Annotated in this window: 16 protein-coding genes and 1 tRNA gene; 8 read left to right on the forward strand and 9 right to left on the reverse strand. The window is 43.8% G+C overall.

Annotated elements, in window-relative coordinates; translation table 11 throughout:
* Positions 1-50 precede the first annotated feature (50 nt).
* On the forward strand, positions 51-1037 hold the full coding sequence (locus NL644_RS03125; protein ID WP_253657978.1) for a GTP-binding protein: 987 nt from the start codon (positions 51-53) through the stop codon (positions 1035-1037).
* A gap of 170 nt (positions 1038-1207) precedes the next feature.
* Positions 1208-2500 carry a DEAD/DEAH box helicase gene (locus NL644_RS03130; RefSeq protein ID WP_005386186.1) on the forward strand — a complete coding sequence of 431 codons (1293 nt, stop codon included), beginning with the start codon at positions 1208-1210 and terminating at the stop codon, positions 2498-2500.
* A gap of 65 nt (positions 2501-2565) precedes the next feature.
* Here the strand turns inward: NL644_RS03130 and NL644_RS03135 are convergent, their stop codons facing one another.
* The 3 genes from NL644_RS03135 to NL644_RS03145 form a co-directional block, all read right to left on the reverse strand.
* A complete protein-coding gene (locus NL644_RS03135) occupies positions 2566-5592 on the reverse strand; it encodes a DUF6701 domain-containing protein (RefSeq protein ID WP_253657979.1) in 3027 nt (1008 codons plus the stop codon).
* 307 nt (positions 5593-5899) lie between these two features.
* Positions 5900-6739 (reverse strand): arginase family protein, encoded by an 840-nt coding sequence (locus NL644_RS03140; RefSeq protein WP_005391051.1) that lies wholly within the window; start codon positions 6737-6739, stop codon positions 5900-5902.
* Positions 6740-6745: 6 nt separating this feature from the next.
* Positions 6746-7480: an IclR family transcriptional regulator gene (locus NL644_RS03145; protein ID WP_005391048.1), complete on the reverse strand. Its 735-nt coding sequence runs from the start codon at positions 7478-7480 to the stop codon at positions 6746-6748.
* Between the two features lie 348 nt (positions 7481-7828).
* Here NL644_RS03145 and NL644_RS03150 point away from each other — a divergent pair, with 348 nt between their 5' ends.
* Positions 7829-9301, forward strand: coding sequence for an EAL domain-containing protein (locus tag NL644_RS03150; RefSeq protein ID WP_253657980.1), 1473 nt, complete (start codon positions 7829-7831; stop codon positions 9299-9301).
* On the opposite strand, the gene modF is transcribed toward NL644_RS03150, so the two are convergent.
* Complete coding sequence (gene modF / locus NL644_RS03155) at positions 9289-10743, reverse strand: molybdate ABC transporter ATP-binding protein ModF (protein WP_253657981.1); 1455 nt, start codon at positions 10741-10743, stop codon at positions 9289-9291. The genes NL644_RS03150 and modF overlap by 13 nt on opposite strands.
* Before the next feature lie 284 nt (positions 10744-11027).
* On the opposite strand from modF, the gene NL644_RS03160 reads away from it, so the two are divergent.
* On the forward strand, positions 11028-12578 hold the full coding sequence (locus NL644_RS03160) for a PAS domain-containing methyl-accepting chemotaxis protein (protein WP_005391040.1): 1551 nt from the start codon (positions 11028-11030) through the stop codon (positions 12576-12578).
* Between the two features lie 162 nt (positions 12579-12740).
* Here the strand turns inward: NL644_RS03160 and NL644_RS03165 are convergent.
* Positions 12741-12831, reverse strand: a tRNA-Ser gene (locus NL644_RS03165).
* A 328-nt stretch (positions 12832-13159) separates the two neighbouring features.
* Here NL644_RS03165 and NL644_RS03170 point away from each other — a divergent pair.
* Positions 13160-13840, forward strand: coding sequence for a MaoC family dehydratase (locus tag NL644_RS03170; RefSeq protein ID WP_114322926.1), 681 nt, complete (start codon positions 13160-13162; stop codon positions 13838-13840).
* Positions 13841-13899: 59 nt separating this feature from the next.
* Here the strand turns inward: NL644_RS03170 and NL644_RS03175 are convergent, their stop codons facing one another.
* Positions 13900-14724, reverse strand: coding sequence for a phosphate ABC transporter substrate-binding protein (locus tag NL644_RS03175; protein WP_114322927.1), 825 nt, complete (start codon positions 14722-14724; stop codon positions 13900-13902).
* A gap of 266 nt (positions 14725-14990) precedes the next feature.
* Here NL644_RS03175 and NL644_RS03180 point away from each other — a divergent pair, with 266 nt between their 5' ends.
* Positions 14991-15344 carry a DUF3024 domain-containing protein gene (locus tag NL644_RS03180; protein ID WP_012842479.1) on the forward strand — a complete coding sequence of 118 codons (354 nt, stop codon included), beginning with the start codon at positions 14991-14993 and terminating at the stop codon, positions 15342-15344.
* 40 nt (positions 15345-15384) lie between these two features.
* Here NL644_RS03180 and NL644_RS03185 read toward each other — a convergent pair whose 3' ends face one another.
* Both NL644_RS03185 and rnb read right to left on the reverse strand, forming a co-directional pair.
* On the reverse strand, positions 15385-16194 hold the full coding sequence (locus NL644_RS03185; protein WP_083612638.1) for an AraC family transcriptional regulator: 810 nt from the start codon (positions 16192-16194) through the stop codon (positions 15385-15387).
* Positions 16195-16266: 72 nt separating this feature from the next.
* Positions 16267-18270: an exoribonuclease II gene (gene rnb / locus NL644_RS03190; protein ID WP_114322929.1), complete on the reverse strand. Its 2004-nt coding sequence runs from the start codon at positions 18268-18270 to the stop codon at positions 16267-16269.
* 413 nt (positions 18271-18683) lie between these two features.
* Here rnb and NL644_RS03195 point away from each other — a divergent pair, with 413 nt between their 5' ends.
* Positions 18684-20618: a DEAD/DEAH box helicase gene (locus tag NL644_RS03195; RefSeq protein WP_012842482.1), complete on the forward strand. Its 1935-nt coding sequence runs from the start codon at positions 18684-18686 to the stop codon at positions 20616-20618.
* 73 nt (positions 20619-20691) lie between these two features.
* Here NL644_RS03195 and NL644_RS03200 read toward each other — a convergent pair whose 3' ends face one another.
* Positions 20692-22230, reverse strand: coding sequence for a bifunctional diguanylate cyclase/phosphodiesterase (locus tag NL644_RS03200; RefSeq protein ID WP_031780182.1), 1539 nt, complete (start codon positions 22228-22230; stop codon positions 20692-20694).
* 363 nt (positions 22231-22593) lie between these two features.
* On the opposite strand from NL644_RS03200, the gene NL644_RS03205 reads away from it, so the two are divergent.
* Entirely contained in the window at positions 22594-23787 is a 1194-nt protein-coding gene (locus NL644_RS03205; protein WP_006742422.1) for an acetate/propionate family kinase, read from the forward strand.
* Positions 23788-23948 lie beyond the last annotated feature (161 nt).

Consider the following 23948-nt stretch of genomic DNA (forward strand, 5'->3'; position numbering starts at 1 on the left):
CTCCGTATACTTTGCTGGAGCATTAATGCACTAACGTGTCGGAGATAAGCATGTCAAATCGAGTACCAACCAACATACTGACCGGATTTTTGGGTGTCGGTAAAACGACCACGATTTTAAATCTACTGAAGAACAAACCGGAAAACGAAAACTGGGCGGTTTTGGTTAATGAATTTGGTGAGATTGGCATCGACGGTGCATTGATGACAGACCAAGGTGCGCTTATTAAAGAAGTGCCGGGTGGCTGTATGTGTTGCACGGCGGGTGTGCCGATGTCGGTCGGTATTACCGCGTTACTGCGCCAAAAACCGGACCGTTTATTGATTGAGCCGACAGGCCTTGGTCATCCAAAACAGGTTATCGCGACGCTTACCTCAGAACAGTATGAACCTTACGTTGATCTAAAAGCGACGATCGCTCTGGTTGATCCGCGTAACTTAAGTGATGAAAAATATCTTTCTAACCAAAATTTCGTGGACCAGTTAGACAGCGCAGATGTGGTTATAGGCAGTAAGGTTGACCTTTGTACCAGTCACGACATTGATGTGTTTAATGACTGGGTGACGGACCAATCTCCCTCAAAAGTATTCAGTAAGCTTATTCATGACGGTGAGTTACCGATAGAAGTCTTGGATATCGAACGGGTTTACGGCAGCGCTTCTTCCCATATCGAGTCACATCATCATGACCATGCTCACCAAGAGCCTCAATTCCAGTTGCCGCCAGGTGAAGCCTTTGTGCGCAAAGAGAACAAAGGGCAAGGGTATTTTAGCTGCGGGTGGTTGTTTGGGGCAGAGTACACGTTTGATTTTGATAAACTTTTCTCAATGCTTTCGGACTTAACGGCGGAACGCGTTAAAGCGGTGGTCAACACGGATCAGGGGTGCTTCGCGTTTAATGTTGCCAACCGAGTCGTGTCGGTGAATGAAATCAGCTTAGAAGGGTTTGAATCACGATTAGAAGTGATAGATTCTCAGCTGTTGCCATGGGATGAACTTGAGCAAATTCTCCTTCAGTTGTCTGGCATCAAGCGTTAAATCGAACAAATGTTAAACGGAAACGGTGAACCAGCAATCTGTCTGCGTTCGCCGTTTTTGCTTTTGTAGCGTTTCAATGAGAAAAGTGAGATAAATCACTCAAATTCGGGTATAGTGCACGGCTAAATTTTTAAAGCTATTTTTAGTGGTTTGTTTAAGGAATACGCTCAATGTCATTTTCATCTCAAGGTTTTGCGCCAGAAGTGGTTAAAGCACTGGCAGAATGCGGTTATGAAAAGTTAACGCCAATTCAACAGAAGGCGATTCCAATGGCTCGCAAAGGCCATGATATTTTCGCTACAGCACAAACAGGTACTGGTAAAACGGCTGCGTTTTCTCTGCCTATGATTCAGCAGTTGTTAGACAGTAACCGTAGCGCTTCTCGTAAGACTGCTCGTGCACTTATCTTGGCTCCAACTCGCGAGCTTGCTGAACAAATTGCTGACAACATCAAAGCTTACACGAAGTACACCAATCTGTCGGTGGCGGCGATTTTCGGTGGCCGTAAAATGTCTTCTCAGGTTGCGGCACTGGAAAATGGTGTTGATATCCTTGTGGCTACACCTGGTCGATTGGAAGAGCACATCGAACAAGGTAATGTCTCTGTGGCACACTTAGAGTTTTTGGTGTTTGATGAAGCAGACCGTATCTTGGATATGGGCTTTATTCATGCAGTTCGTAAGATCATGCTGGATGTGGATACAGATCCGCAAATCATGATGTTTTCGGCAACGACTTCAAGCCAGCTAAATCTGTTAGCGAAAGACATTCTGCGTAAACCAAAACGTATCGAAGTAGAGCGTGCAAATACTACGGCACAGACAGTTGCTCACGTGCTATATCCAGTTGATCAAGAGCGAAAAACGGAACTGCTTTCAGAGCTAATTGGTCGCAAAAACTGGAAACAAGTGTTGGTATTTGTGAACTACAAAGAGACCGCAAACGAAGTGGTAAAAGAGCTGAAACTTGATGGTATCAAAGCGGTGGTTTGTCATGGTGATCGTGCTCAAAGTGCTCGTCGTCGTGCGCTAGAAGAGTTCAAGTCCGGTAAAGCACGTGTCATGGTGGCTACCGATGTCGCTGCTCGAGGTCTAGATATTGAAGACTTACCTCACGTTGTGAACTATGACATGCCTTTCCTAGCGGAAGATTACGTTCACCGAATTGGCCGTACGGGTCGTGCAGGTAAACAAGGCCATGCCGTTTCATTTGTAAACCGAGATGAAGAGCTCACGGTGGTTCAGGTTGAAAATCTAATCCAGCAACGCATTCGCCGTATTGAGCTTGCAGGCTATGAACCAAAGCAGCGTGAGTCTTACATTGAAAAGCTGCACTCAAAACCAGCATTTAAGAATCGTCAAGGTCGTCGTAATAATCCGAACCAGTCGGCAACAGACCAAGGGTCGGCAGAGCGTCGTCTTGCTATGGTGAAGCGCCTGAAAGCGCGTCGTGGCGCAAAGTAAATTACATCAGTTTGTGATGAAAAGAGCCCCTCAATTGAGGGGCTCTTTTTGTTTGCCGTTTCGCGTTAATTTAGGCCAAGCATATTGGGTTCACCACGATAAATAATGCGATCGTTTCCTCGGTGAATACCAAACGTAACAATGACGGGTGGGTTTTCCTCTTCACTTGTAGAGCTATCCCAGTCGTATTTTAGCCAAGGGATGTGATTGCCTGAGCTGTCTAAATCTAGGTGGAATTGTATTTGCTCGCGCGCTGAGTCAATTTGGCTTGCAACGATATCGGTCATCCTGCCAATACTCATCGTTCCAACGCCAGAAAGCAGGGCGTTGTTTGCTGGCGCATGCGACCAAATTGGCGTGCTGAAGTAATATTCACCATTCGCCGTTGTTGAGCTGTCATCGAAGTTAGTCGTAAATCGGCCGTCTTGCCAAATTTCCACATCAAGTGGCACTTTGATCATCATGCCTTGGTTGCCACCCACATCTTGAAAGTTCAAACGACCGAATCGAATGTCCGGTTGTTGAGTGAGCATTTCGCTGTTATCAAAGAAATTTACCTCATCAACGGCTTTAGTCGTGACTATACCTATTTTGCTGCTGTCACTGTTAGTCCCATTATTAAATGGACCATCAGGGTATTGTTTATCTGTCGTGTTCTTTTTCCAACATGGGCTATTGTTACAAGTCGCATTGGTCGAGGGCTTCTCGATAACAAACGTTCCAACACTCGCGCTACCCAGTAGTTTCCAGTCTACCTTCTTAGGCTTAGGCGGCAAAAACCGTTCGGAGTATGAGCTTAGTTCGCCTAAGTCGAAATGTTGTTGAAGGTTAGATGAAAAGTGGACGTAGTTCTTCACGTTTTCCTTATTCGCATTGAGTGCGACAACATCGTAAGTGACTTTCTCAAAAGGTTGATTCATGTAAGCAAAAGTTTGGCCATGTGGGTAGTGCCATTCTTGGTCTTGCACTTGAAAATATTTTGGGTAAAAACGACCGACGTAACGATAGCCTTCGTTCACAGTCATACCTAGATATTTACTTGCTAAGTTTGCTTTTACTCTCAAGCTCCCGACTTCTTCCCAATATAATCCATTAAAGACGAATTGATCATTCTTGGCTGAATTATGCGCCTGAGCCAGTGAGTCACTACTTTTTAGCAATTTCGAGGTTTGGTTCGCTGTCTCTGATGGCGTATGTTGCTCACTCGACAAGACAACCGATGCTGCTGGAGCGCCATCAAGCATAAAATTACGGGTGATAGAGGCATCACAATAACGTGCTGATTCAACAGGACCACTTACAGAGCCGTCAGTTTGCCAAATGATCGGCTTCACTGTTAGAGAGAAAAGTTCTCCGGCAGCAAGAAACCCTTCTCCTTGTTCAGAGGTACCAGAAGGCAAAGCACGTTGGTTGTCACAGATAGCCAGTGTCCATGGCCGCGAGTACACATTAAATGTTCCTTTCACTTCCACTTTGCCTTCTTCAGGGCACTCTTCAAATCCCTCACATTCAAAATGATCGGACAATGTCACTTCAAATATGCCGGACTCGTTCGTGATAAGACCATGTTCAGACAAGCCGTCTTTAAATTCCGCTGAATAGCTAAAGTTTCCTTCACTTCCTCCTAATGGTTGAACCAATGGATGAAAAATCTTAGGAGTACCATTGTAGTTGCTTGCGACTACAGATTCGCCGGTGGAAGCACAAGCAAGCAATCGCGTATGCACGTTTTCTGGTTTACCTGCAATAACGCGTATTTCATTTAAAGTGGCGCTTTTCGTCTTTGAGTAGGCCTCAAACATAAATGGCGTAAACATAAAGCTAACCGTTTGATGCTTGCTGGTGTCTTCTGCCATAGTGAAAGTCAGCGTGTAGTTCGTATCTAACGCGATGGTATCAATATCGTTCGGGACCACTCGAACAACGAGCTCACCATTGTCGTCAGACATAAATTGGTTTGCTTTTAATATCTGCTGACCTTTGACCACCTCTAAAGTGAACAAGTCAGGGTGTGATAGGGCTGCACTGACTTCTGCGCTTACAACTTCTCCATTATTGGTTGTCATTGCTGTAAATTGCGGAAGATCGTCGCCGCACATCAGTGCCATGTCGTCCGATGGTGTGACGCTTAGGTCGAAGTCGTTCTCTGATGGAGGTTGCATGCTGCAATTCGGAACATCTTGAGGGGTGATCGGACAGACCTGAGAGGAGTAGTGACAATCGGTGTCGCCCAGTCCACAGTATTGCGTGTATTTGTTGTCTTGTGCTTTCGTTTGTGCACTTCCTGGCGTTTGTTGGATTTCACCACAAACTTGACTTGGCTGATTTGGAGCGTTATTGAAGTTCAATGTTTGGAAGTATTTAATTGCTGTAGTAGAGCCATAGAACGAACCGTTCAATGCGGCAGATGCTCCTTTAGTCTGAGTAGTGCCGTAAACCGCCATGTCATCAATAAGCAGAGAACTGTGCGCCACAATGTCACCGACGACGAAATGTCGTTGGAAAGGGTTCTTCGTCTTGAGATGCAATTGATGGCCTTTTGATTCAATGGTGCCACAAACGTTAGCGTTGAATATATCGGTCGTACTGTGAGTCAAAATGTCACCAATAATGGTGTTGTACTCACCATCAATATGAAGGGCCTCTCCTGTTAGCTCTATATCCCCATCGATGAGAACGTTATTCAGCTTTGTTGGGTAAGCCGATAGAAGATCACCATAGATAACCGTGTGCTTGTTTTGGTAATCGTCAATGCTTGAAGCTTTCTCATTGTTAACCGTTAATCCGGTTGCGAGTGCGTGTAGAGAGATACGCTTATTGAGTTCACCAATCGTATTGTTCCCCTCTAACACAATGCCATGAGCTGCTTCTAGCGTTATCTCTTTTTCCGGTAATGAGGAGACAATTTTGTCACCTGCGGGTAGGACTAGTTTCCCTGTACAGTGATAAGTCGTACCATCACTTCCGATACTAAAGCTCTTGTGTGAGCAAAGTTGACCTAACTCAGATAGATCTTTGACGTCATAAGTGGTGGCGTGTGAGGCTAGCGGTAAAACAAGAACCGCAGCGAAAATACTGCAAAGACGCATCATCAAATGTCCTAAAAAAGTGGAACAAGATGGCATCAAGCGAGCGTGAGCAAGTGCTCACAGAAGTTGAAATGTCGGCGGTGTTTTTGGTTTTTAATCCGCTTACTTATTGAACTTTGGCTATTTTTATTTCGTATGTCATACCAAAGCATAGTGGTGTTATTAGAACGTAAGTATGTGATTAGTTCAATAGCTAAGTGTGACATGAGTCGCTTTATTCATGTAACTATTTGTTGGTAAAAGATAATAATTAACCATGTTGGTTCAGAATCAGTAGCTTGAGCGTCCTGATTCTGAACCGAACTTAATCCTAGGCTGCGTGAACAATGAGTGGGGCCATTTGATATAACTCTTCTAGTATGGCTTTCGTTTGTCTCGAATAGACCAGACGATCGCGATCGCCAACGAGTTGAATGGCTCTGACTTTACCTGCAACCAGGCATTGCCTAATGGTGCGTAGAACCATTTGGATATCAATTTCTGAGGTACCATCAAGGCTGTTTTTGGTTTTTAAGGAGCCAAGGTCGATACTGAGGATTATTTGGTCGCAATGGTCGAGGTAATTGCCGATCAACTGCTTTACATTATTGCGATGACGAAAAGAAAACTCTTTATCGGTTACCCAGTCACAACCTTGATCCTCCGCGTATTCCCACGTTTCTTGCTTTGTATCTTGTTCGCTAACACCAGCAAAAAATAATCGCACGTTTTGATAGCGAGAAAGAGCAAAATGGAATGCGGAGCCTAAACGTGGTTCAAGTGTCGGCTTCAAGTTCATGTCATGTCCAATATTTACCACACCCACTTCGTCTCGATAAGACACGACCACAGGCAACATTGACAAGATTGCCTCGGTACAGTTGGTCACTAAAACGGGAATAGAATGACGAGAAAGCGAAAGACTTAACGCTTCCTGAAACTCGCCATTTTCCAGCTTGTCGTGGTTGAAGTGACCAAAGTTTTCAGCGGTTTCATGATCATGCTGTTGGTATAGCCAATCACTAGCATTTTCCAAACTTTGATCAGCTAATTCAAACGCGCCCTTAGACATGGGTGGCAAATACTCACACACTGTCATAAAAGAAAAAGGGTAATGCTGCGGCTGTTTCACGGTGTGGTGGAGTTTATAGCGTTTGAAAAAGCTTAACATGATGAATTACCTTTCTGGTGGTAGTGCCCTTGCCGCTTGCAACACATGCAAAATAATGCGCTGCTTATCCTTTTCGACTCGGTGGGCCGGAGCCATCACCGAGACCGCGCCGATCAGTTTGCTTCCTTTCATCACTGGTGCACTGATGCCAGAAACACCCGGGTCAATTTCAGAAGTACTGACGGCATATCCGTGTTTACGGATGGTTGTGAGCTCTTGTTCCCATTCGTCTCGTCGGTGATCTTGATTAAAGTATCTCAAGATTTTCTCGCATCGACTTTGAGGCATAAAAGCGAGCATCACTTTAGATGAGGCACCACGTAGCAGAGGTTGACTTTGACCCTGGACGAAGCTGCAACGTAGCGCCTGCATACTTTCTTTTTGTCTGACACAAAGCGCGCGATACCCTGCAGGTACCATATAAGCGGCCATTTCCCCTGTTTGTTGTACCAACCGAGCCAGTATGGTTTCGACCATATCTAACCCATGCTGTGCGGTCTCATAGCTATGCATGAGCAGCAATGCTGCCGGGCCAACGACAAATGTCTTGTCGTGTACGCTTTCTTCAATCAAGTTCCACTCTTTGAGCAGCTTCAAGTGTCGGTAGAGACTGCTCAAAGGAACGTTCAATTGCTCGCTTAGCGTTTTCGCAGAGACTGGGAATGGACTAACTGCAACTTGCATTAACAACTGCAGTGCTTTTTCGTTTACCTGGTTCGCATTAGCTTTGTTTGTCGTCATGAGAGTGTTGTAACGTGTTATATGAATTACGACAAATATAATTCTTAATCACTGAGAAAAGAAAAATAATTTTAATGGGTAATTCTCGCAGGGTGAGAATTTGACGACTGAGGGCTTACCTTGGTACCGATGGGCTCAAAAATGATGTCGTATTGACGTCTCAGGTTTGAGTCGTTTGATGCTAAATTGGAACAAGAGGGATTAAGACATTGTTTAGTTTGCGGTATTACTAAGTGTTTCGCATACTGAGTTAATCTAAATAAATAATATTATAAACGAGAGTTGCTAGTGGGTATCAGAATCCAGATACCATCTCAGTAAATCGGTTTTATAAAAGGTTACTTTTATATGCTGAATAAGGCGCTTTTTAAAAAAGCCATCATTTTTTTGTTGCCCATTCCTTTGATTGTTGGCGAGGTCTTGTATTTAGCTCGTGAAAGCGTGCAAAACAACCTCAATCATCTATTAGAAAAAAACGTTCAAATCACAGACGAAATTTTATTCCAAATAGAGACCGAAAACCGCACGGCTTTGTTGCATCCTAGACGATGTGAAGAGCTTCAGCAAAACTTGATGTTTGAACGAGATATCGAAGAAATGCTGATTGTAAAAGATGGGATCATTACGTGTTCTTCTAAACTGGGCGTAATTTCTAAGCCGTTAGCCGAGCACATTACATTTCCTGAGGGACAAGCGTTAGCACTGGGAAACGTGGATAGCGTATATGACCAATTTTTGCTCGTCGTGACCGAAGGAGAGCACGGTTATCAAGCGGTGACGATTATTGATCATGACTACTTTAATGCGAAGATAGGATTTAATAACGATTTACGTTTAAAACGCTCTGCCTTATTTATCCATGACCAAGTTGCACCTGAAGAAGCGTTGAGAACGGGAAGTAATCCTATTGGCATCAAATCGTCGCAAATGTTTGAGTATGAAGCTTTGAGTGAAGCTAGCGATCTGTTCGTCAAACAGAGAACACTTTCCTATTTTTTGTATTCAATTCCAATCATTTTTGTTATCTATCTTTGCTTATATGCGTTAAATAAATTTATCGATCCTCATCGAAGCTTGGTTCTGGATTTAAAGAAAGCCATAAAGAAAGGCGAGTTGACTCTGTATTACCAGCCCCAGATTAACGTCGATACTGGTCAACTATTTGGTTTTGAAGCCCTAGTGCGATGGGAACATCAGAATAAAGGGTTCATTTCTCCTGATGAGTTTGTGCCAGCGGCGGAGCAAAGTGGATTGGTCTTTTTGCTCACGGATTACGTTCTCGATAAAGCGGCAGAAGACTTTAGTAAATTAGACTTTAATCAGTCTGTTCACCTTGGTATTAATGTGCCGCCCGGTTACTTAGTTGGGCCAAACGCGATTAGAAAGATTCAACTCATTGATAGGAAGTTAAGTCGAAATAACGTCTCATTAGGCATAGAGATAACAGAGCGTCAACTCATTGATGCTGAAGCCAGAAAGTGCATCGCAGCACTGCGAGTACATGGCATTGATGTGTTAATCGACGATTTTGGTACCGGTCAAACCTCGCTGGCGTTTCTGCAGCACATGCGTATTGATTACCTAAAAATTGATAAATGTTTTGTCGAAACTATTGGCATACCTAGCCTTAGTGCTTCTGTTTTAAAAGCTATTGTTCACTTTGCGGAAGAGCTAAAAGTACAACTCATCGCTGAAGGTGTAGAAACAACGGCGCAAGCCGACCATTTGAAAAAGATGGGAGTGCGATATCATCAAGGATATTTTTACTCCAAGCCTTTACCTTATGATCAACTTGCTCAGCGAAGTCATTATGATTGGTAAACGTTAGCCCGATAACATTGGTTATTGTCATCAAAAACAAACTCTAGCTCATTCTTGATGCTATCCAAGCGGTCTTCTTGGTAATGAGATACATACAATAGCTGGCTTAAATTCTCTCGGGCGATGAGCTCAAGTGTATTCTTAACTAAACGCCTGCCAAGAAAATCCAACCCTTGATATGGCTCGTCCAAAATCAGTAATGTTGGTTGTTTAACGATGGCTCTTGCAATCAACAACAGGCGCTGCTGACCGTACTCTAATTGCTTGAATGAGGTTTTTCGGTATTGGCTCATATGTAGGATGTCGAGCCATTCGTTTGCGATGTCCACTTCTTTACGAGTGGGTTGGTTATACAACCCTATGGAGTCGTAAAAACCGGACAAAATCACGTCTAGCGCACTGCAGTTAACTCGGTATTGAAGGTGTAACGCTGAAGATACCATGCCTATGTGCTGCTTAATTTCCCAGATTGTCTCGCCAGACCCTCGCTTTTTACCAAAGATATCAATGTCATTGCTGTAGCACTGAGGATGATCACCAAAGATTAACCCAAGCAAGGTGCTCTTCCCACAGCCATTTGGGCCTTTGACCTGCCAATGCTGACCTTTGTCTATTCGCCAGTTTAAGTCAGTAAAGATCTTCTTATCAGTGTATTCAACAGACCCATTTGTTAGTTCAAATATTGGGTTGTCGAAGTGTGTCGAGTGCTGATGCTGACGTATCAAGTTCATCATTTCTTCACTCTGTTGCTCGGACTGAGATTTAAGCTGTCCAATGATTGGATGATTATCCCAACTGGATTTATCCATTGTACTGTCCAGCTTTCCTGCACTGAAAAGCGCAACGCGATCAATCCACTCAGGCATATCAGACTCGCGAGAGAAGGTGACCAGTAGCTGTACGGTTTGAGAAAGCGAGTGTAAATAGTGAGCGAGAGCTGCTCGATGGGCAATATCTAAACCAGTAAATGGGTTATCTAGCAGTAACAAATCAGGCTGTGTTGCTAAAGCGCGAGCTAACATCACTCGTCTTGTTTCCCCTGTAGAGAGAACACGAAAGCCACTGTGTTTAAGGTGAGTTAGGTCGAGATCGGTAATCAGCTGATCTATTAAATTAGCGTCTTGGCTGCGCTCCTGAATGAGTGAGTAAACGGTACTGCCTTGATCGATACGATCAAGAAAGTCTGTATCGTCCTTTTCTAATTCTCTTTCCAGTAATCGCTGTTGCTCTGATAGCGACACTTGAGCAACGGACAGCCCATCAAGCTCAAGTTTCCCGCTTATTGGTGAAAGTTCACCACAAATAAGGTCTCCAAGTAGAGAACCAATATCCCCATCCGCGCTGAATATTCCCCAAGATTGCTGAGTGTCTATTTTCCAATCGTCAATAAATAGGTGAGCCGTGTTCCCTTGAGCGGCAAGCTGACTAAAACAAATAGTCATATGTTTGTCTTCCTTGTTTTCGTTGTAATCGTTTATTTATAACAATTTACGAACTCAGTAAGGAAGCGCTTTTGTGTATTAATTTTAATCAATGCAGCATCTTGTGCGCACTCAAGGGTAGTGCTATTTGAGAGTGAAACCGCCACTATGTTTGCAGGTAATAAATTGACCTATCAGTAATTTTATTGAATTTTACAATGAGCTTATCATTATGTGCATAAATGTTATGCTGCTACACTCATACTTGCCGTTTATTTAATTAATCAATGTAAGGACACATGTTTATGAGTGAAACGGAATATGATTACCCTTCGAGTTACAGCCTAGTTTCTATCACCGATACGTCCAGCTATATCAAATATGCCAGTGAAAACTTTAATGAAGTCGCGGGGTTTGGTGATGGTGAACTTATCGGTAAGCCTCACAATGTTGTACGCCACCCCGACATGCCGAAACAGGCTTTTAAAGATTTATGGACGCACCTAAAAGCCGGAAAACACTGGATGGGAATGGTGAAAAACCGACGTAAAAACGGAGGGTATTATTGGGTTGATGCGTTTGCTTCTCCTATCAAATCCAATGGTGAAGTTGTTGAGTACCAATCGGTTCGATTTAAACCTGAGCGTATACACGTTCAACGAGCGGAAAAAGCGTATTCAAAACTTCGGAATAACGGTAAACCATTGCAAATGTATCTTCCCCGTACGCGTTTGTGGATGAGATCAGCCTTCTTTCTTTTCATTTCCAACCTTCTTGGCTTGCTAACTCTACAAATGAATCAATCACCAGCGGTGGCCTTTGGCATCGCTGCATTACTTTCCGTTTTCTCAATTTATGTATTAACAAGGCCAGTTGAAAAGCTTGCTAGACAGGCTAGGCAAGACTTCAATAATCCGCTAATGGAGTATATTTATTGCGGAAAAATTAACGATCTGGCTGAAATTGAGCTGGGTATGAAGATGCGTAAGCAATTTGCAGATGCGCTATTAGGGCGAGTCGGGGTGTCTGTAAAAGACTCTTGCGAAGAAACGCGTGCAAGTGCCAACAGTGCTGCGACTAATAGCCAGCAAGTGACGGAAAACTTGAGTGCACAGAAAGTAGAGATCGACTCGGTCGCTACAGCGGTCAACGAGATGCAAGCCTCATCATCTGAGATATCAAATAATGCTCAAGCGACTGCCGATGCTACGCTAGAAGCGCAGAACACGATGACAGATAGCCGTAGCGTTATCGATAATGTTAACCACTCGGTACTAGAGCTGGTGGATGAGCTCGGCGAAATCTCTAAAGTGGTCATGCGTTTGAACCAACAAACCGAGCAAATAGGAACCGTTGTTGAAGTGATCAATGATATTGCTGAACAAACCAACTTATTAGCGTTGAATGCAGCAATTGAAGCGGCGAGGGCAGGCGAACAAGGGAGAGGGTTTGCAGTCGTTGCGGATGAAGTGAGAACCCTTGCTAAAAGAACACAGGAATCGACAACAGAAATTAAAGCGGCCATTGAAGGGATTCAAAAGGGCAGTAAATCAGCGGTTTCTGCGCTAGAGAAAGGCAATGAAATGTCGACCGGAACGGTAACATTATTAGGCACGGCTTTAGAGAGCATCCAACAGCTGCAATCTCTCGTTCAGGATGTAGTCGAGCGAAATCAACAAATTGCGGTAGCGATAGAAGAACAGGTTTACGTAACGGATGAGATTAACGAAAACATCCAGTCGCTTAACTTAAAGTACAGTGAATCGTATGATCTGATGACAGAAACGAATCAGATGAACTCTAAAGTGCAAAGTTGTACCAATGACCTATCTGAAATGATTAAGAAGTTTGCTTAAACACTAGAAAATAGAAATAAAGAGCCCGCTAATTTTTAGCGGGCTCTTTATTGGAATGTGGTGAAGTTCTGGGGCCGTATACGACTAGGGGTTCGAACCTCCGTCATTTTACAAGCACTAAAACGACGAAAGCTCGCAATAAATGCGAGCTTTCTAAATAAGTGGCGGAGAGATAGGGATTTGAACCCTAGATACGCTATTAACGTATGCCGGTTTTCAAGACCGGTGCTTTCAACCACTCAGCCATCTCTCCGTTGCGGAACGTATAATAGGGAGCATAGTCCGACTTGTAAAGTGCTGAATTATAATAGAAGTACTGTTTGCTCGTTTTATAGTCGCTGATGTGATGTTAAACAGTTTGAAAATGGGGTAAAAAGAGACAAATAGTAGCAATTTATAGAGTTTTTACTTTATCTTGGCGCAAGTCAATAAAATGGTGTTTTATTGTTATCTTCATGATATTTAAGAAATAACTTGCTTTTAGGGTACATGTGTTCGCCCGAAAGTATTTGCAAGACTTTGTGAACTAATTCAAAATTAACTGGTATAGCCAGTTGTGCTTAAATTTTTTAAGGGTGTTTATGAAGGTCACAAATCTATTTAAAGACAAAGTTGATGCGATTTCTGCTCATCAATCCGAGTTTATGAATTGGATGTCTCCAACGTTACGCGATTATTGGAGTGACTTTTTGGGAAAAGCTCAGAATAGCTTTCTTTTCTCAAAAGTTCGTGATCACCAACAGCCAGCTGTTAACGAAGAGGTTGCGCCTCAACCTACACCAATCGTAATGGCACCTGAGGCTCAAAAGCTGTATGACGAGTTAAGTGAAAAAATTGGTGAAGTGATTCACATTGGTGACTGGGTGCATGTATCTCAAGAACGTATCAATCAATTTGGTGCGGTAACGGAAGACATGCAGTGGATTCACACAGATCCAGAACGTGCGTCAGTTGAATCTCCATTTAAGACAACCATCGCTCATGGCTTTTTAACATTAGCATTGTTGCCTAAATTGACTGACTCAGTGGACCCTGATAAGCCAATGTTCCCAACAGCCAAAATGGTCGTTAACTTAGGCTTAAACCAAGTTCGTTTCCCTTACCCTGTTAAAGCAGGAAACAATGTTCGTGCTGTCAGCACGTTAACAAAAGTAACGCCGATCAAAAAAGGTTTGGAGATCGAGCGTGAAATTAAAGTGGAAATCGAAGGTATTCGTCGACCTGGTGCTGTTGTCGTTTCTGTTATTCAACTGCATTTCTAATTCCAGAGCCAGATAGAAAACACATAAAAAGAGAGCATTAATATGCTCTCTTTTTGGTTTTATTGATTAAAGCTTTTTACTGGAGTGTAACCGTAATCAGCAATCGCTTTTTGTCCTTGTTCTGAGCGAAGGAAGGTGACGAACCCTTTACCTGGTTCGCTAATCTTATTGACTTTGTAGAGTACTAGGAATGGCCGCGCCAAGTTATACTTGTGATTGCTAATGTTTGCCGAAGTTGGGTCAATACCATCTAATTGAATCGCTTTTATTGAGCGATCTACTGATCCCACAGAAATAAAACCAATTGCACGAGTATTATGGTTCACGATGGTTTTTACCATGCTGTTGCTATTTACAACCAAGTTGTTCGGGCTGATATCTGAGACGAGGCGATCATTTACGATTTTGGTTAGTCCTAGCAGACTTTCAAAACTGTAGCGTGAGCCTGAAGACGCCTCTCTAGTGACAACAGCGATAGGTTGATCTGCACCACCAACCTCTTTCCAATTCTTGATTTTACCTTTGTAGATATCAAATAGTTGTTGTTGAGAAAGGTTTTTTACAGAGTTTGTACGGTTTACAACAACAGCTAGGCCATCATAAGCGATAGGATATACGTTGAGATCTTCACCTTTTTCGCTTTCTGTCAGATAGCGAGAGCTCATCCCAATCTCGGCTACGCCTTTATTAACCATTGTGATACCCGCACTAGAACCAATACCTTGAACTGCAATGTAATCGTCCGGGTGTGTTTTGTTGTATTCCTCTGCAAGTACATCCATTACGCGAGCAACCGAGGTTGATCCAGATATATTAATTTCTTTTGCAATGGCGGGGAGGGAGACTGCTATGGCCAATAACGTCGCCACAGTAAAACGTAACATATTAAACTCCATATACGGTATAAAGCAGCGTTTATGATATTGCGTTCAGGTTACACTTTTGTGAACTGTCAGGTCTAAACAAGGGAATTCTTTCTAACCAAGAGGTGATGTAGGTAGCGTTTCCAAGCAAAGTGAGATGATAATCTGAGGAAATGAGAATATAGCCACCCTTTGTTTGAGGTAGGCAGATAATCAGCATCGGTGGTGGTGTAAAGGTTATATACTAGGATCGACAGCTCTAACTATCATCCATCGGGAGAACGTTGATGTCAGTGTCCCAAATGGCGACAAGTCGTTTATACAAATCAGTTCAATCGCTCTGCTCTGCGCGTAATGCTAACCTGCCTGTCGAGCAGGGTAAGTGCCTATATGAACCAGTGGAGAATGGTGTCGAGCTTCATAGAGCGCATTTTCTTCTTGATTCACAGCACAGCGAATATACCTCTCCCGTCGCGAAGATTGTGTTTGATGAGGGCAATCAGCTTTGGTATTTCTACGTCCCAACGTACCGCAACGAATTATTAAGGTGGATACCTTATAAGCCACTTCCATACAGCCAAACGCTTGAAGAACTACTCACCGAATTGGAAAGCGATCCTCAAGCGTGTTTTTGGGAATAGGGAACGCTCCAATTCTAACAGCTGCCAATGTCGCCATAATTTATGCTTTGGATTTAACGACTTGGTTTCTAAAGTCTTTCGGTGTCATGTTGTAAACCGATTTAAATGCGGTACTGAAATGCGCAGCACTTTTAAATCCGGATTCAAACGCTATTTCTGTTATAGATTTTTCTGACATGCGCAGCTGGGTTGCGGCGAAGTTGATCCGCTTCACTTTTAATATCTGTGAAAATGAAAGATCCTCTGCGGCGAGGCGGCGTTTTAAGGTCGCAATAGACATGCTCATATGAGCCGCTAAGCCTTCCAGAGTGATATCTTTCTCGATATTGTTCTCAATATACTTGATGGCCTTTTGAGAGTCGCTTAGGCTGCTCGCATCATCTATGATTGATAGGATGTTTGGCTCTACCTCCACCATTAACGACAGCAGTGCCATTGCGATATGACCTTGTGTGTAGTCTGGAGCATTGCGACTCGCTAAGTTGACCAATGTGTCTTTTAGTTGTGCTACTTCGCTGCTGGTTTGCGCTGAAAAAGGATAGAAGCGCCTTTCTTCCGTCTTGGAGCGTAGCATTGGGTGTGCTTTTTTAAAGTCACAGAATAGATTTGGGTTGAAGACTAGAGCCAGTGCTTTAAAGCCATCTTCACTAGGAATGGCTTCTGCGCTGCTCAAATCAGAGGAGTTGTAGAGAGTAAAATCTCCTGCTTTAAGTTCAAACTGTTCACCATTTGGTTGATGAACTAATAGGGCACCTTCTTCAACAACATATAAGCCATTATGTGTTGCGGTGTAACGCTCACTTTTGCGCGCAGTGAAGTGATTAAAGCGAATGATCTCAATGTTCGGCATATTCGTTCTTATCATTTTTACATAACAAATAAAAAAGGCGCTCAATAGAGCGCCTTTTAACTTCATTCGGTATTATTCACTTACAGTCTGTTCTGCTTGTGCTGCTGGTTGTTCAGCAAATACCTGGGTTGGCTTTGCAACTAAACTGCGGTTCTCTTGGTTTACGTCCGCAAGGACAATTTCCAATGTATCACCAAGTTTGTATACGACCTCTTTATCGATAGAGATGGTACCGTTGTCGCCATTGCACTCAATTCTTTCTTTATTATCAAGAATTAGTGCACCAGGAATAAAGGCTGCTGCGCCATTTTCGAGAAGTCGGACACGTGCACCTGCACGATTAATATCGAAAATCTCACCTGTGAAACAAGTTTTCTTGTTCGGCTCATCAGCAAGCGTACGTGCATATAACCAATCTGAGACATTTCGCTCAGCAATTTTATGATGTTTACGGTGCAGAGCTAGTTCTTCACCGACTTGATCATCAGGTTTTTGCACTGGCTCTTTGCCTAGGATGACGGCCTTCAACATGCGATGGTTGATCATATCGCCGTACTTACGAATTGGTGATGTCCAAGTCGCATAGATATCCAGCCCCATAGCGTAATGAGGAAGAGGCTGATTACCTACTTCACTGTAGGCTTGGAACTTACGAATACGATTATCAAGGTAAGAGGTTTCTTGCGCAGCCAACCAGCGACGCAATGCAGCAAAGCCTTCTAGTGTGGTAATTGACTCTGCTGTGAATTCCAGTTCACCTTCTGGGTTGACAAGTTGAACCACTTCTTCAACCTTCTCAGTCTTAATGCCAGCGTGAGTATTGAAAACACCTGTTTCAAATTTATCGCGCAGTGTACGACCAGCACAGATGTTTGCGGTAATCATTGACTCTTCAACCAAGCGATTTGCACTGCGGCGCATATCTGCATGGATAGCAACCACATCGTTGTCTTCACTCAGCTCAAAACGGTAGTCAGGGCGGTCTGGGAAGACCACTGCGTTTTTCTCACGCCATTCTGCGCGAGCAAGGGAAAAGTCGTAAAGGTCACGAACGATCGTCGCGATCTCTTCAGATGGTTGCCATGCTTCTGAGCTGCCGTTTTCTAGCCAATCAGACACATGATCGTATGCTAAGCGTGCGTGTGATTTGATGTTTGCTGCAAAGAACTTGATATCGTCGCCAATTACGCCGTCTTTATTTACTGTTACGGTACAGCAAATAGCAGGGCGGATTTCGCCTTCAATCAGAGAGCATAGGTTGTCTGCTAGATCGCGAGGCAGCATTGGAATATTGCGGCCCGGAAGATAAATAGTATAGCCACGTTCACGTGCTACTTTATCCATTTCATCTTCTGGTGTGATGTAGGCGGTTGGATCTGCGATAGCGATAGTCAGTTCGAAATCGCCAGATTCGGTTTTCTTCGCGTACAGCGCATCGTCCATATCTTTGGTTGATTCACCGTCGATAGTCACGAAAGGAACGTGTGTCATGTCTACGCGTTCTAGATCGGCGTCGTCTTTTAGTTCCCAGTTCTCGATGCCTGCTGGCTCAGAGTTTGGTAGATCGTTTTGAGCAAGCGTTACCCACCAAGGTGCAATTTTGTCGTTCGCGTCTGTGATTTTTTCAGAAATTTCTACGAAGAAAGAGTTATCGCCTTTTAGAGGGTGGCGAATAAGATGTGCGACAACCCAATCTCCCTCAGCGAACTCGTCAGGTTTTAGACCTTTCTTTAGTTTCGCTTTAAGAGAAAGCTTTTTAAGCTGCGGGTGATCAGGTGCTACGTTTAGCTTGCCTTTGAACATTTTGACTCGACCAATAAAGCGAGTCACGGCTTGTTCTAACAGCTCTTGTGGCTCTGCAACTTCGCGTTCATTTTCTGTGCGGATAATGGCGACGACTTTGTCACCGTGCATGCACTTTTTCATGTACGCAGGTGGGATGAAGAAGCTAGTCTTGCTGTCCACTTCCAAAAAGCCAAAGCCTTTATCTGTGGCTTTTATTGAGCCTTCTTTTTTCGGCAGGTTTTCTTGGATTTGCTGCTTAAGCTGAGCGAGTAGTGGGTTATCTTGAAACATCTTTTCTTAAATTACCTATGGAGTTGGGCACACTATAATCATTGCGAGCTATTATTACTACCTGTGGAGCGCAATTTCGCCGTGAATTTTGCTGATCGAATTGCTGGAAATCGGCTTAAATATTGATGAAAAACTCATCTGCGAGCTGCGCAAATCTACGGGGAATGGTGGGGCTGGTGGAAAAATATGCTAAAAATGCCATTATTGAGAATAAATTGTGATGTAATTCAATTTTTTCTGGCTTTTTTTATGCTTTTAAGGAATAATCCGCCTCCCTTAGTTGTCCCTAATGGCTTATCGCGGTTGTGTACTGTGCTGTGTTCCTGTCTGAATGGAATCAGTAACTGGATGAATCAGTATCGAATTGGAAGAGCATATGGGACTGTTTTTTTGTTTAATTAAGTAGGATCCCAATGCAAGATTCTGTTATTCAATTCAGCGATTTATCTCTGAATGATTCTATCCTTTCTGCTCTAGACGGAATGGGTTTCGTGTCACCAACTCCAATTCAGGCTGCGGCAATCCCACACCTGTTGGAAGGTGCTGACGCGCTGGGTAAAGCTCAAACAGGTACAGGTAAAACGGCAGCGTTCTCTCTGCCTCTTCTAAATAAGATCGATCTCAACCAACGTAAACCACAAGCTATCGTTCTTGCGCCAACGCGTGAGTTAGCGATTCAGGTTGCGGCTGAAATGAAAAACCTTGGTAAGAACATCAAGGGTCTTAAAGTTTTAGAGATTTACGGTGGTGCTTCTATCGTAGATCAGATGCGTGCTCTTAAGAGTGGTGCACAAGTTATTGTTGGTACTCCAGGTCGTGTACAAGACCTTATCAACCGTGAACGTCTACACCTAGATGAAGTAAACACGTTTGTACTAGACGAAGCTGACGAAATGCTAAACATGGGTTTCGTTGATGACGTTACTGCGATCATGGAACATGCACCAGAGTCTGCTCAACGCGTTCTATTCTCTGCAACAATGCCTCCGATGCTTAAGAAAATCGTTGAGCGTTTCCTACGTGAGCCTGTAATGGTTGACGTTGCTGGTAAGAACCACACTGTAGACAAAGTTCAACAGCAGTTCTGGGTAGTGAAGGGTGTAGAGAAAGATGAAGCGATGTCTCGTCTTCTTGAAACAGAAGAAACTGATGCATCAATCGTCTTCGTACGTACTCGTCAAGACACTGAGCGTCTAGCTGATTGGCTATCTGCACGTGGCTTTAAAGCGGCTGCTCTGCACGGTGACATTCCTCAGTCTCTACGTGAGCGTACTGTTGATCACATCAAACAAGGTGTTATCGACATCCTAGTTGCAACTGACGTTGTGGCACGTGGCCTTGACGTTCCACGTATTACGCACGTATTCAACTACGACATCCCATTCGATGTTGAGTCTTACATCCACCGTATCGGTCGTACTGGCCGTGCTGGACGTAAAGGTAAAGCGATCCTTCTTGTTCGCACTAACCAAATCCGTATGCTTCGCACTATCGAGCGCGTAACTAAGTCATCTATGGAAGAAATTCAACTTCCTCTACGTGACCAAGTTGCTGAAGCTCGTCTAGCTAAACTAGGTGCTGAGCTTGAAGCAGAGAAAGAGCACAAAGCACTAGACAAATTTGCTGAGCTGGTAGAGAAACTACAAACTTCTCTAGACATCGACCCAGCAACGCTTGCTGCTATGCTTCTTAAGCGCCAGCAAGGTAAACGTCCTCTGTTCTACATTGGCGAAGACCCAATGGTTGAAGCGATTGAGCGTGATAAGCAACGTCGTAAAGAGCGCCGTGAAGGTGGTCGTGACGGCGGTCGTAACTTCAACAACCAAGATTGGGATACTTACCAGCTTCAAGTTGGTCGCGAGCAAGGTGTTCAAGTTAAAGACATCGTTGGTGCTCTAGCGAACGAACTAGGTCTAGGTAAAGGCTCTATCGGTGCGATCAAGCTAGCACAAGGCCACACATTCGTTCAGCTACCAAAAGCAATGACTTCTGAAGCTGCGGGCAAGCTAAGCAAACTACGCATCCGTCAACAAGATGTTGGTGCTGTAGTATGTGACTTCGATGACTTCCGAGAGTCTCGTGGTGGTCGCCGTGACGGTGGTCGTCGCGATGGCGGTCGTCGTGATGGCGGCGGTTACCGTGGCAACCGCGAAGGCGGCAACCGTGGTGGTGATCGTCGTGAAGGCGGTCGTCGCGAAGGTGGCTTCCGTGGTAACCGTGACGGCAACCGCGATGGTAACCGTGAAGGTGGCGAACGTCGCTTCGATCGTAACCGTGGTGGTGATCACCGTGGTAACCACCGTGGTGAGCGTGGTCACGGCCGTGGTCGTCGCACTCAAGAAGCATAATCACGAATCAGTGATCAGAGCAATTGATTAAATTGCCGCAAGAATTGAAAGCCGAGCGAAATGCTCGGCTTTTTTATGCGCGTCGAATACGGCTTTGTTTTTCATCGTGCTCATTTACCCAGGTTATTACTTCGTTTAAGGGTAGGGCTGGGCAGAACAAGTAGCCCTGAATGATGTCGCAGCCACGACTGCGTAAAAAATGCAGTGTATCCATGTCTTGAACGCCTTCTGCGACGACTGAATACCCTAGACCATGCGCTAACGCTATTGTGTTCTCAACGATAGAGCGGGTGCCCTCTGTCCGGCTTGCGGTACAAAGAAATGATCGGTCGATTTTAATTTGATCAACTGGGAGATCTCTCAAAAGCGACAGAGATGAATACCCGGTGCCAAAGTCGTCCAAGCTGATCTTAATACCCAATCCTTTGATTTGGTGAATTAGGGGGTTGAGCTCAACAACTCTATCAATCGCCATCGTTTCAGTAATCTCTAAGCTTATAAGGTCAGCAAATTGAGGGTTTACTTTGAGCAGTGTTTCCAAGCGGTTGAACAATAAATTAGACGAGAGATCTTTTGCAGATAAGTTAACGTGGACAGGAAGCTTGATGTCTTTTTCTATAAAGGTCTGGAGATCTTTTTCAACTTGGTTGAGGACCCACATGGTGATGTTGTGCACTTGATTACTTCGCTCCGCGATGGGGATGAAGTCGTTAGGCGAAATCGTTTTACCATTTTCATCATGCCAACGGATCACGGCTTCAAAGCCGACAGCTAAGTTAGTATGTGCGTCAATCAACGGTTGGTAGTACAGCTGGAACTCCTCTTTTTCCAGCGCACATTGAATACGAGAAGAGATTTCGAGCTGGTACTTGGCCCCGACGTTCATGTCCTCATTATAAAATGCAAAGAGGTTGCCATTTCGTTTGGCGTGATACATGGCAATGTCCGCATGCTTTATCAATAGATCATTGGATAGAGCGTCATAAGGGTAGGTACTGACACCGAAAACAACGCGGGAAGAGACTTGAAACTCATCTAAATGGAAGCGATTAGACAGTGCCGAATCTAACTCTTCGATGAGACTTTTGCCTGTTTCCTCGCATGCTGACGAGGTGAGGATGACAAATTCATCGCCACCAACGCGGAAAATTTTGTCACTGCCTTTAAGTTTCTCTTGGAGACGTTGCCCAATTTGAATCAGCAGTTGGTCTCCACAAAAGTGTCCCATAGCATCGTTGACTTGTTTAAAGTTAACGACATCGAAAAGGATCACTGAGAAAGGGTCTCCAGACTGTATTCTATCTTCGATTAACTCAAAGCAGTATTTACGGTTAGGGAGTCCAGTAAGTGCGTCGTGAACGGCATTACGCTTCTCTTTTTCAGCAACGGTATGAAGTTCTAGTATGGAGTCGTTGCTCCATTTGATAACCAGCACCACAAAAATGCTGCCACCGAATAGAATAAGAGAAACTCCGGTTTCCAAGAGGGAAGCGATAGGTTTTTGCATTATAGCGTGTAAAAAAGCGGCATACGCAAAAATGAAACAGCTGATTAACAACAATAGGAAAGTCCACCCGGGTACATCAGTTCTCGAGCAGATGTTTTTTGTCATCTGCCATCCCCAGCAGAGCAAAATCAAACCTAAGATCACTAATAGAAATGCAATAGTGGGCACATTATTACCCCGATTTATTGATTGGTTTATTATTTTTGTTCACCCAATAAACAACGTAGCTCATATCTCTGAATTTGTACAAATTGACCTATTCATAAATTATGTTTAACAAGTCATATTTTTTAGTCTTCAAATAAAATCAAAACTTGCTACAGATCAACAAAATTTGTTCAATCAAATCGCTTTTACTAAAAGATTGTTGAAAGATTAAAAAATTATTGAATAATAGAGGGGCAAACAAGAAGTACGCAGCGCACAAGCGCTATTACAACCTCTGCTCTACAACAGGATAACTATTTCATGTCTAATTCGTTTGTACTGGTGATCAACTCTGGTAGCTCTTCATTAAAATTTGCTGTTATTGATTCTGAAACCGGTGAAGCTTTGGTATCAGGTATTGGTGAGTGTTTTGGCCTACCTGAAGCTGAAATCAGTTGGAAATATCAGGGAGAAAAAACCGTTGAAGCAATTCCTGCTGGCGGTAACCATCATCAGTACGCTGTTGAGCGAGTGGTAAAACTACTCGAGACTTTGGGTTTGAGCTCAAAATTTGTAGCTGTAGGCCACCGCATTGTTGCTGGTGGCGAAACCTTTAAAGGCACAGTAAAAGTCGATGAAAAAGTTATTCAAGAAGTTGAGCGTCTTGCTGAGCTAGCGCCACTTCATAACAAAGCGAATGCAGAAGGCATGCGAGCAGCAATGGCAGCATTCCCTTCACTGCCTCAATTCGCTGTGTTTGATACTGCTTTCCACCAAACAATGCCTGCAAAAGCGTTTATGTACGCGCTTCCTTACGAGCTTTACGAAGAGCATAAAGTGCGTCGTTACGGTGCTCACGGCACAAGCCACTACTACGTAAGCCGTGAAGCAGCGAAAATGCTAGATAAACCGGTTGAAGAAAGCAGCTTTATCACCGTGCACTTAGGTAACGGTGCATCAGTGAGTGCGGTTAAAAATGGCGAATGTGTTGATACAAGTATGGGTTTGACGCCGCTAGCTGGCCTAATGATGGGCACTCGTTGTGGTGACCTCGACCCAAGTGTTATCGAGTTCCTTTTCCGTAAAGGTTGGGAAAAAGACGAAGTGTTCGAGATGATGAACAAGAAGTCAGGCTTCTTAGGTGTATCCGGTGTAACAAGTGACGCACGTGGTGTACTAGAAGCCATGGAAGCGGGTAACTCACGTGCGAAGTTGGCATTTGAAATCTTCACTTACCGCGTTGCGAAATACATTACTTCTTACCTAGCTGCTCTGGACTCATTAGACGGCATCATCTTCACTGGTGGTATTGGTGAAAACTCACTACCAATTCGTCGTGAAATCTTGAAAAACCTAAAACTGCTAGGTTTTGTTGAAGATGAGAAAGGCAACGAAGATGCAAGATTTGGCAACGCAGGTGTTATTGCAACATCTGAGTTGCTCGGTGCGAAAGCACTAGTTATTCCTACCAATGAAGAGTGGGTAATTGCTCAACAGTCGGTGGAACTGCTGTAAAACGGCAAAAATTTTGGGAACTAAGTCAAAGCCCTTTCCTTTATGGAAAGGGCTTTTTTTGATCCAAATACATCCTTTCTCCATACAACTATCCGCATTAATACAGATCTCTAATAGCTGCCAATTGCCTTAATATTGATAAATATATAAACAACTTGGGC

The sequence above is a fragment of the Vibrio sp. Y10_XG_PY6 genome, from assembly GCF_024181795.1.
Classification (GTDB): Bacteria; Pseudomonadota; Gammaproteobacteria; order Enterobacterales; family Vibrionaceae; genus Vibrio; species Vibrio diabolicus.

Coding starts and splice junctions, on each gene's coding strand:
- NL644_RS03195 (WP_012842482.1), top strand. CDS start 18,684: ATGCAAGATTCTGTTATTCAATTCAGCGATTTATCTCTGAATGATTCT.
- NL644_RS03150 (WP_253657980.1), top strand. CDS start 7,829: ATGCTGAATAAGGCGCTTTTTAAAAAAGCCATCATTTTTTTGTTGCCC.
- NL644_RS03160 (WP_005391040.1), top strand. CDS start 11,028: ATGAGTGAAACGGAATATGATTACCCTTCGAGTTACAGCCTAGTTTCT.
- NL644_RS03175 (WP_114322927.1), bottom strand. CDS start 14,724: ATGTTACGTTTTACTGTGGCGACGTTATTGGCCATAGCAGTCTCCCTC.
- modF (WP_253657981.1), bottom strand. CDS start 10,743: ATGACTATTTGTTTTAGTCAGCTTGCCGCTCAAGGGAACACGGCTCAC.
- NL644_RS03145 (WP_005391048.1), bottom strand. CDS start 7,480: ATGACGACAAACAAAGCTAATGCGAACCAGGTAAACGAAAAAGCACTG.
- NL644_RS03130 (WP_005386186.1), top strand. CDS start 1,208: ATGTCATTTTCATCTCAAGGTTTTGCGCCAGAAGTGGTTAAAGCACTG.
- NL644_RS03180 (WP_012842479.1), top strand. CDS start 14,991: ATGTCAGTGTCCCAAATGGCGACAAGTCGTTTATACAAATCAGTTCAA.
- NL644_RS03205 (WP_006742422.1), top strand. CDS start 22,594: ATGTCTAATTCGTTTGTACTGGTGATCAACTCTGGTAGCTCTTCATTA.
- NL644_RS03170 (WP_114322926.1), top strand. CDS start 13,160: ATGAAGGTCACAAATCTATTTAAAGACAAAGTTGATGCGATTTCTGCT.
- rnb (WP_114322929.1), bottom strand. CDS start 18,270: ATGTTTCAAGATAACCCACTACTCGCTCAGCTTAAGCAGCAAATCCAA.
- NL644_RS03125 (WP_253657978.1), top strand. CDS start 51: ATGTCAAATCGAGTACCAACCAACATACTGACCGGATTTTTGGGTGTC.
- NL644_RS03200 (WP_031780182.1), bottom strand. CDS start 22,230: ATGACAAAAAACATCTGCTCGAGAACTGATGTACCCGGGTGGACTTTC.
- NL644_RS03185 (WP_083612638.1), bottom strand. CDS start 16,194: ATGCCGAACATTGAGATCATTCGCTTTAATCACTTCACTGCGCGCAAA.
- NL644_RS03135 (WP_253657979.1), bottom strand. CDS start 5,592: ATGATGCGTCTTTGCAGTATTTTCGCTGCGGTTCTTGTTTTACCGCTA.
- NL644_RS03140 (WP_005391051.1), bottom strand. CDS start 6,739: ATGTTAAGCTTTTTCAAACGCTATAAACTCCACCACACCGTGAAACAG.